The sequence below is a fragment of the Myxococcus llanfairpwllgwyngyllgogerychwyrndrobwllllantysiliogogogochensis genome, assembly GCF_006636215.1.
Lineage (GTDB): Bacteria > Myxococcota > Myxococcia > Myxococcales > Myxococcaceae > Myxococcus > Myxococcus llanfairpwllgwyngyllgogerychwyrndrobwllllantysiliogogogochensis.
Window position 1 is genome coordinate 1 of the sequence record NZ_VIFM01000601.1, and the last position, 642, is coordinate 642.

1 protein-coding gene is annotated in these 642 nt (G+C 64.2%); it reads right to left on the reverse strand.

Going from position 1 to position 642, the window contains the following annotated elements:
* A partial coding sequence (locus FJV41_RS49555) for a hypothetical protein (RefSeq protein WP_141649550.1) occupies positions 1–548 on the reverse strand: 548 nt, incomplete at its 3' end.
* Between the last annotated feature and the right edge of the window lie 94 nt (positions 549–642).

The window sequence follows — 642 nt, forward strand, 5'->3', positions numbered from 1 at the left end:
GGCTTGGGGGATGGAGGTGGCGGGAGGGGCGCATCCTCGGGGAAGAGCGCATTCCAGTCCCGGCCACCCAGCTTCGACACGAAGGCTTCCATGTTGGCCCGGGTTGTCTCGGCCAGCATGTAGTCGAACCTGAAGCCGCACGCGCCGAAGTCACAGGGCTCAAGCCCATCCTTCAGGTACTCCGCGTGCCTTTTTCCGATTCGATCGGCGTGTAGCGATTTCACCCACGCGTCCTTGGTCTCCGTGAGCTTCGTCCGCAGGTTCTCCAGGCCTGTCTCGATGGCCGTCTTGGAGGTCTTCTCCAGTGACTTCTCGAAAGCCCTGGGCTCCTTCGGCGCTGGGGGCGGGCCCTCGACGGCTTTCTGGACGTTCTCCTCGGGGAGCAGCCCGGCGAGCACCTTTTCTCGCGTGTAGCTCTTCAAGAGCGCGAAGTTCGCGGGGGTCTCGTACTTCTTGTTCAGGAAGACCTTCAAGAAGGTTGCTCGCACCTCGTTGTCGAAGTCCTTATAGGAACGGCTCTCATCCAGGAGCTTCTCGACCGCCGCCACGAACAGTGGGTCGGGTGCGGGCGGTGGAACGACGGCCTTCGGGTCGGGCTCGGTGGGTGATGCGGCGGCCCCGGGCTCCGGCGGTGTCTCGGGG